7 protein-coding genes are annotated in these 7720 nt (G+C 61.8%); 5 read left to right on the forward strand and 2 right to left on the reverse strand.

Annotation, left to right across the window (positions count from 1 at the left end):
* The coding region (locus tag VFJ08_RS08790) for an energy transducer TonB (RefSeq protein WP_324996823.1) at positions 1-859 on the forward strand (859 nt) is incomplete at its 5' end.
* Positions 860-996: 137 nt separating this feature from the next.
* Here VFJ08_RS08790 and VFJ08_RS08795 read toward each other — a convergent pair.
* Together VFJ08_RS08795 and VFJ08_RS08800 are read right to left on the reverse strand one after the other, a co-directional pair.
* Positions 997-1554, reverse strand: a complete 558-nt coding sequence (locus VFJ08_RS08795) for a hypothetical protein (protein WP_324996824.1) — start codon at positions 1552-1554, stop codon at positions 997-999.
* A 63-nt stretch (positions 1555-1617) separates the two neighbouring features.
* On the reverse strand, positions 1618-2328 hold the full coding sequence (locus tag VFJ08_RS08800) for a hypothetical protein (RefSeq protein ID WP_324996825.1): 711 nt from the start codon (positions 2326-2328) through the stop codon (positions 1618-1620).
* 135 nt (positions 2329-2463) lie between these two features.
* On the opposite strand from VFJ08_RS08800, the gene tkt reads away from it, so the two are divergent.
* The 4 genes from tkt to pyk all read left to right on the forward strand — a co-directional run.
* A complete protein-coding gene (gene tkt, locus VFJ08_RS08805; RefSeq protein WP_324996826.1) occupies positions 2464-4488 on the forward strand; it encodes a transketolase in 2025 nt (674 codons plus the stop codon).
* Complete coding sequence (gene gap, locus VFJ08_RS08810; protein WP_324996827.1) at positions 4485-5498, forward strand: type I glyceraldehyde-3-phosphate dehydrogenase; 1014 nt, start codon at positions 4485-4487, stop codon at positions 5496-5498. Before tkt ends, gap begins: the two co-directional genes overlap by 4 nt.
* 155 nt (positions 5499-5653) lie before the next feature.
* Positions 5654-6835 carry a phosphoglycerate kinase gene (locus VFJ08_RS08815; protein WP_324996828.1) on the forward strand — a complete coding sequence of 394 codons (1182 nt, stop codon included), beginning with the start codon at positions 5654-5656 and terminating at the stop codon, positions 6833-6835.
* 52 nt (positions 6836-6887) lie between these two features.
* The coding region (gene pyk / locus VFJ08_RS08820) for a pyruvate kinase (protein WP_324996829.1) at positions 6888-7720 on the forward strand (833 nt) is incomplete at its 3' end.

Below are 7720 nucleotides of genomic sequence, written 5' to 3' on the forward strand. Positions count from 1 at the left end.
CATGAAGTATCTGCTTTTTTTATTGTTTGTTGCCTTTTCCGGATTGAGCTTCAGCAGCCACGCCGGCGAGCTACGTCATGGTAGTGTCTACGCAACCGTTAAATTCGACGACGCAGGAACGCCGTACTTTGAACGCGAGCCGGCCGGCGGGCTTCCGGACAGCATTCTTGAGAAGATGAAACCTTTATTCCTGAACAAGGCAAAGCAAGTTCGTGCAACAAGCTCGAATGCTCAAACCACCTACCACATGGGTATTGATTGGAGGTTGATTCAAAACGGCGATAAACAACAACTCAAATTCGAATACAAAAACAGCCAGGCCGTGCCCCTGGTCCAGACTTCGCCAGAGTTCTACTATCAATCGCGCTGGTATCAACCCAATATAGACTTTGTGTTGACGTTTACCATTGAGCCAAATGGAACCGTGTCCAATCTGTCGATAGCCGGCGTTCCCGCCCGGTTCCACGAGATCCGAAAACATGTCCAACGGGAAGTCGCGCGATGGCGTTATCAACCGGCATTTCTGGATGGCGTCGCAGTAGAGTCAAAAGGGAAGATGGATTACGGTATCACGCGTGCCAAAGACGCCTTGGAGACAGGCGGAATCTTGAATGTCAGCTATCTGCTGAAGCCCAACGGTCAAATCGATGATATTCGTTTCCAAAGGCATGCGGTTCCTGGCTGTTTCGATATCGAAAAAGTCGAAGAAGACATAAAGGCCGCCATCATGAACTCAGACAGGATTAAGGCGACCCAGAACGATTTGTCGGCATCGAAATGGGGTCATTTCGTATACAGATTGCCGAAGTGTCGTCTTTCGGCGGGTGATCCATCGGATTTCCCGGGCTGGCATGGCTGAGGGCAGAGAGATATGGGGAAATTTTCAACGACCTGGACCTTGATGGGCGCATCTTGGCGGATGCTCAAACAGGATCGCGATCTGCTGCTGTTCCCTGGGAGCCGCTCCGAAGTGGCTTCATTATGTCCGGTGCCGGTTTATGGCCAGAGCCAGCCGAATAACGCGCCGGTCACCAGCCCGTAAATCAGCCCGTCGATCACGTTCTTGATCACGACGTTCCACGGCTGGCTGCCCCAGATCCCGGCCTGAATGATGCTGAAGGCGTAGGCCATGAAGCCGATGGTGCCGACGACGCGGAACACCTGAATCAGCGGCGCGCCGATCGGCAGGGTGCTGGCGGCGAGGTAGGCGCAAAAGACCGATACGATCAGGCAGAAAACGAACCATTGGATGAGGCTCGCGCCCATGTTCATCGGGCCTGGCCGGCGGAGGATCAGTAGCCCGACCGGGCCGTCCTTGAACTTCACCCTGGTTTCGAGCTTTTTCATGTCCTCCATGCTGCAGTACGGGATGGCGTGTATCCCTGCCTTTGCACCGCCTTTGCGTATCGCGCCGCTGACTTCGTCTTCGTTCGGTAGCGCCTTGTAATCCGACCCGTGCCAGAACTTCAGGACCATGTGCAGGATGCTGCTGGCAATGAACACGCCAACGGCCGACAGCAGGGTGGGGAGCCAGAGTTGCGCTATTGAGGCCATGCTCGCTTTCCTTAATTGGTTGGTAATGCGATACAAGAACTATAGCGGGGATTGGCGAAATTTCTATGTTTGCGGTCGCGTCACTCCTAGCCCCAGCGCCTGCTCCGCGCGTTCTGCCACTCGGGTCGGCTTGAGCTTGTTCAGCATGGCGTAGACCATCAGCGACTGGCCCAGTAGTTCGCTGCCTTCTTCGAGCGCTACTTCTGTGCCGCTCAGCCAATTGTGCGTGCCTGTCGGGATGAACATGACGGCAAGCGCTTCGAAGCCGATGACGCCACCGAGGTAGATGATTACACCGCCAAAGAGGATTGCGTTGCCTCTTTTGTCGCGCAGGAACGCCGCAACTTCCCGCCAGAAAAGCGCCGCCCCCGCTATTGCCACCGCTGGATAAATAACCATCCACAGCTCCAGGCCGGGCGTCGGGTCGGCGTACATTGCTCCCACCTTCCGGGCCAGACGGGCGATGCCTTCGTGCAATTGCGCCGCCTCGTCCATCGACAGGAAAGCGAACGCGAGGGCGGCCAGGAGGTAGAAGCGGCGCAGATGTCGCTCTTCCAGCCCGCGCCAATAGGTGGCACACAGGCTGGCGATAAAGAACAACTGCACGGTCGAGAACCAGGTGGGGATGTTCTTTTCCGAATCCATGTCGAACCAGTGCGTGATCGTCCAGGAAGGAATTGGGGCGAGGTAGTTGGTTAGCAGAAAGAGCGCCACCAACATGCCGTCGCAAATGAGGATAATCTGCAGGATTTTGTGTTTGTTGAAGCCGTCCATGGCCGTTTACCTGTGCAAGTGGTCATAAACTAAGGGTTTAGCCGGTGAGCGGCATATTGTCAAGCTGCGCGGCTTGCCGGTTGCCCGAAGATGTGTATTCGGCGAAAATATGCGGCTAATTTTCCCGGAGCCGTCATGCCTACCCGCCGCGACCTCGCCAATGCCATCCGTGCGCTCAGCATGGATGCGGTTCAGCAAGCCAATTCCGGGCATCCGGGCATGCCGATGGGCATGGCGGACATCGCCGAGGTGCTGTGGCGCGATTATTTGCGCCACAATCCGGTCGATCCGCGCTGGCCGGACCGGGATCGCTTCGTGCTGTCTAACGGCCATGGCACGATGCTGCAGTATTCGCTGCTACACCTGTCGGGTTACGCGCTGCCGATGGACGAGATCAAGCGCTTCCGGCAGCTCGGCTCGATGACGCCGGGACACCCGGAATATGGCGCGACGCCCGGGGTCGAGACGACGACCGGGCCGCTGGGGCAGGGCATTGGCGCGGCGGTCGGCATGGCGCTGGCCGAGAAGTTGCTCGCCGCGCGGTTCAATCGGCCGGACCACGAGATCGTTGACCACTACACCTATGTTTTTCTCGGCGACGGCTGCCTGATGGAAGGCCTGTCGCACGAGGCCTGCTCGCTTGCCGGCACGCTCAAGCTCGGCAAGCTGATCTGCTTCTACGACGATAACGGTATTTCGATCGACGGCGAGGTTGACGCCTGGTTCGGCGACGACACGCCCGGTCGCTTCCACGCTTACGGCTGGCACGTGGTTGCCGATGTCGACGGCCATGACAGCGACGCGATCGGAAAGGCCATTGAGGCGGCGCGCGCCGAGACGGATCGGCCGACGCTGATCTGCTGCAAGACGATCATCGGCTGGGGCGCGCCGACCCGGCAAGGTACGGCCAAGGCGCACGGCGAGGCGCTGGGCGATGAAGAGATCGCGGCGACGCGGGAGCGCCTGAACTGGCCACACGCGGCCTTCCAAGTGCCTGCCGATATTTACCAGGCGTGGGACGCGCGCGAGCGCGGTCAGGCGTTGCAGCAGGGTTGGAACGACCGGTTTGCGGCTTATGCCAAAGCGCATCCGGAACTGGCCGCGGAGTTCGAGCGGCGCATCGCCGGCAAGCTGCCGGAGAACTGGGCGGAATGCGCGGACAAGATGCTGGCCGAGGCCGTCGCCACGGAATCCGGCAAGGCGACGCGCAAGTCGTCCGGTGCGGCGATCGAGGCGATTGCTCCATGCCTGCCTGAACTGATCGGCGGCTCGGCAGACCTGACCGGCTCGAACAATACCAACTGGTCCGGCACCAAAGCCATCACCGCGGCCGACATGACCGGCAACTACCTGCACTACGGCGTGCGGGAGTTCGCGATGGCGGCGATCGAGAACGGCCTGACCGTGCATGGCGGCTTCATCGCCTACGGCGGCACGTTCCTGACGTTTTCCGACTACGCGCGCAACGCGATGCGCCTGGCCGCTCTGATGAAGATCGGCAGTATCTTCGTAATGACGCACGACTCGATCGGGCTCGGCGAGGACGGCCCGACGCACCAGCCGATCGAGCACGTCGCCAGCCTGCGCATCATGCCCGGCATGAGCGTGTGGCGGCCAGCCGACAGCGCCGAGACTGCCGCGGCCTGGCAGGCGGCGATCGAACGCCGCGACAGACCGACGACGCTGGCGCTGACGCGCCAGAATCTGCCGCAGCAGCAGCGTGATGCAGAAACGCTGGGCGCCATTGGTCGCGGCGGCTATATACTGGTCCACACGCCAGACACGCCAGACACGCCGGACGTGATCCTGATCGCGACCGGCTCCGAGGTACAGCTCGCCGTGGATGCGGCGAAGGCGCTGGCGCGCCGTGACGTCGCCGCCCGCGTCGTCTCAATGCCGAGCACCGACGTCTTTGACGCGCAGGACGCGGCTTACCGTGAGCAGGTGTTGCCAGCGGCATGCGAACGCCGTGTCGCCATCGAAGCGGGCGTCACCAATTTCTGGTATCGCTACGTCGGCGCGCGCGGCCGTGTCATCGGCATCGATCACTACGGCGAATCGGCGCCTGCGCCGGCGTTGTTCGAACATTTTGGATTCACCGTCGACAACGTGATCGCGACGGTGGAGGGCTTATTGTCTGAGAAGGAAGTCGAAGTATGAAAAAGATCGCAATCAACGGCTATGGACGGATTGGCCGTAACATCCTCCGCGCGCTGTACGAGTCGGGGCATGCGAATGACCTGAAGATCGTCGCGATCAATGATCTGGGCGATGCGGAAACCAACGCGCACCTGACGCGCTACGACACCGCGCACGGCCGCTTCCCCGGCGAAGTGAAGGTCGAGGGCAACGATCTGGTCGTCAACGGCGACCACATCAAGGTGTTCGCCGAGCGCGATCCGGCCAAGCTGCCGTGGGGCGATCTGGGTGTGGATGCAGTGCTCGAATGCACCGGCCTGTTCGCGAACCGCGAAAAGGCGAGCGCGCACCTGAAGGGCGGCGCCAAAAAGGTCATTATTTCGGCCCCGGCCGGCAAGGACGTGGACGCGACCGTGGTCTACGGTGTCAACCACCAGGCGATCAAGGCCAGTGATACGATCATTTCCAATGCCTCGTGCACGACCAACTGCCTCGCGCCGTTCGCGAAGGTGCTGAACGACAGCTTCGGCATCGTCGCCGGCCTGATGGTGACGATCCACTCGTACACCAACGACCAGGTGCTGACCGACGTCTTCCACAAGGACATTCGCCGCGCGCGCTCGGCCACGCAGTCGCAGATTCCAACCAAGACCGGCGCCGCCGCGGCGATCGGCCTGGTGCTGCCGGAACTGGACGGCAAGCTCGACGGCTATGCGATGCGCGTGCCGACGATCAACGTGTCGATCGTCGACCTGACCATCAGCACCGAGCGCGCCACCAGCAAGGAAGAGATCGACCGGGTGATGAAGGAAGCAGCCGTTGGTCCGCTCAAGGGCGTGCTCGGTTACACCGAGGAACTGCTGGTGTCGACCGACTACAACCACAACCCGCTGTCGTCGATCTATGACGCGACGATGACCAAGGTCAGCCCGGACGGCAAGCTGGTAAAGGCGTGCTCGTGGTACGACAACGAGTGGGGCTTCTCGAACCGCATGGTCGACACGACGCTCGCAGTGCTTAACGCCAAGTAAGCTCTTGTCCCCTCTCCCTCCGGGAGAGGGCTAGGGTGAGGGTCGGGGCTTCGTCAACGCACGGTTTATCACGACGTTGGCGCTACCGGGCACCCTCACCCCAACCCCTCTCCCGGGGGGAGAGGGGTTAAGAATGACTTCGATTTTTTAAGCTTATGCCAATCCTCAAAATGACCGACCTCGACCTCGCGGGTCAGCGCCTGCTGATCCGCGAGGATTTGAACGTGCCGCTCGATGACGATGGCGCGGTGGCTAACGATGCCCGGCTGCGCGCCGCGCTGCCGACGATTCGCGCCGCCCGCGATGCCGATGCGCGCGTGCTACTGGTATCGCATCTTGGCCGCCCGAAAGCCGGACAGTTCGATCCGCAGTTCTCGATGAAGCCGGTGGCCGAGCGCCTCGGCAAATTGCTCGACAGCCCGGTGCGCCTCGCGCCCGAGTGGATCGATGGCGTCGAGATCGAGCCGGGCGAGGTCGCGCTGGCAGAGAACGTGCGTTTTCTGGATGGCGAGAAGGAAGACGATGAGGCGTTGGCGCGGAAGATGGCCGCGCTATGCGACATCTACATCATGGATGCCTTCGGCACCGCGCATCGCGCTCAGGCGTCGACGCATGGTGTGGCCAAGTTCGCGCCGGTCGCCTGTGCCGGCCCATTGCTGGCCGCGGAGCTGGATGCGCTGGGCCGCGCGCTGGCCGAACCGAAGCGGCCGCTGGCAGCGATTGTCGGCGGCGCGAAAGTCTCGACCAAGCTGACTGTCCTCAAAAGTCTGCTCGACAAGGTCGACAAGCTGATCGTCGGCGGCGGTATCGCCAACACCTTCATCGCGGCCGCCGGTCACAATGTCGGCCGTTCGCTGCATGAGCCGGATCTGGTCGACGAGGCGCGCAGCCTGATGGATGCGGCCGCAGAGCGCGGCATCGACATTCCTCTGCCAACCGATGTAGTCGTGGCGACTGAACTCTCCGCCAGCGCTGAGGCTGACGTGCGTCCGATTGACGCGGTCGGTGCCGACGAAATGATTCTCGATGTGGGGCCGGATACCGCGGAAGCGCTGGCCGGTCATCTGAATGCAGCCGGGACCATCGTCTGGAACGGACCGGTCGGCGTGTTCGAGTACGACCAGTTCAGCGAAGGCACCCGAGCGATGGCGCAGGCGGTGGCGGCGAGCGAGGCGTTCTCGATTGCCGGCGGCGGCGACACGCTGGCGGCGCTCGACAAATTCGACATCGCCGACAAGGTGTCTTATGTCTCCACCGGCGGCGGCGCTTTCCTCGAGTTTCTCGAAGGCAAGACATTACCCGCGGTCGCGATGCTGGAATCCCGCTTCCGCGACTAGCCGGGGCCGCGTTAGACTGTAGCGACTCCCACGATGACCAACCGGAGTCGCGATGCCGCGCCGCACCAAAATTCTCGCCACCCTGGGCCCGGCCTCCGACGGGCCGCACATTCTCGAAAGCATGATTCGTGCGGGCGTCGATGCCGTACGCCTTAATTTCTCTCACGGCACCGCCGAAGAACATACGCGGCGAGTCGAAGCCGTGCGTGCCGCATCGGCGCGGATCGGCAAGGACGTCGGCATCATCGCCGACCTGCAGGGGCCGAAGATCCGCACGGAGAAGTTCGCCAATGGCCCGGTCATGCTTCGCGACGGCGCCGAATTCGTGCTCGACGCGGAGCTCGCTGACGACGCTGGCGACGAATACCAGGTCGGCATCACCTATAAGAGCCTGCCAAACGACGTCAGCGCCGGGGATCGACTGCTGCTCAATGACGGCCAGATTACGATGCTGGTCGAGCGTATCGACGGGTCGCGCATTGTCTGCCGGGTCGAGAGCGGCGGCGAGTTGTCGAACCACAAGGGCATCAACCGCGCTGGCGGCGGCCTGTCGGCGGAGGCATTGACGGACAAGGATCGCCGCGACATTAAAACCGCTGCGGCGCTGGAGGTCGATTACCTGGCGGTGTCGTTTCCGCGCGAAGCGGCCGACATCGAACTCGCGCGCACGCTGATGCGCGAGGCCGGCAGTGACGCCGGGATGATTGCCAAAATCGAGCGCAGCGAAGCGATCACCAACATCGAAGAGATTATCCTCGCCAGCGATGCGGTGATGATCGCCCGCGGCGACCTGGGCGTCGAAATTGGCGACGCCGAACTGCCCGGCGTACAAAAACGCATTATCAGCATGACGCGCGACATGAATCGCGTCTCGATTGTCGCGAC

It is taken from the genome of Salinisphaera sp., from assembly GCF_035690525.1.
Classification (GTDB): domain Bacteria; phylum Pseudomonadota; class Gammaproteobacteria; order Nevskiales; family Salinisphaeraceae; genus Salinisphaera.

Bases quoted from the DNA above. Each gene is read 5' to 3' on its own strand.
- VFJ08_RS08800 (WP_324996825.1), bottom strand. From the start codon at position 2,328: ATGGACGGCTTCAACAAACACAAAATCCTGCAGATTATCCTCATTTGC.
- gap (WP_324996827.1), top strand. From the start codon at position 4,485: ATGAAAAAGATCGCAATCAACGGCTATGGACGGATTGGCCGTAACATC.
- VFJ08_RS08815 (WP_324996828.1), top strand. From the start codon at position 5,654: ATGCCAATCCTCAAAATGACCGACCTCGACCTCGCGGGTCAGCGCCTG.
- tkt (WP_324996826.1), top strand. From the start codon at position 2,464: ATGCCTACCCGCCGCGACCTCGCCAATGCCATCCGTGCGCTCAGCATG.
- VFJ08_RS08795 (WP_324996824.1), bottom strand. From the start codon at position 1,554: ATGGCCTCAATAGCGCAACTCTGGCTCCCCACCCTGCTGTCGGCCGTT.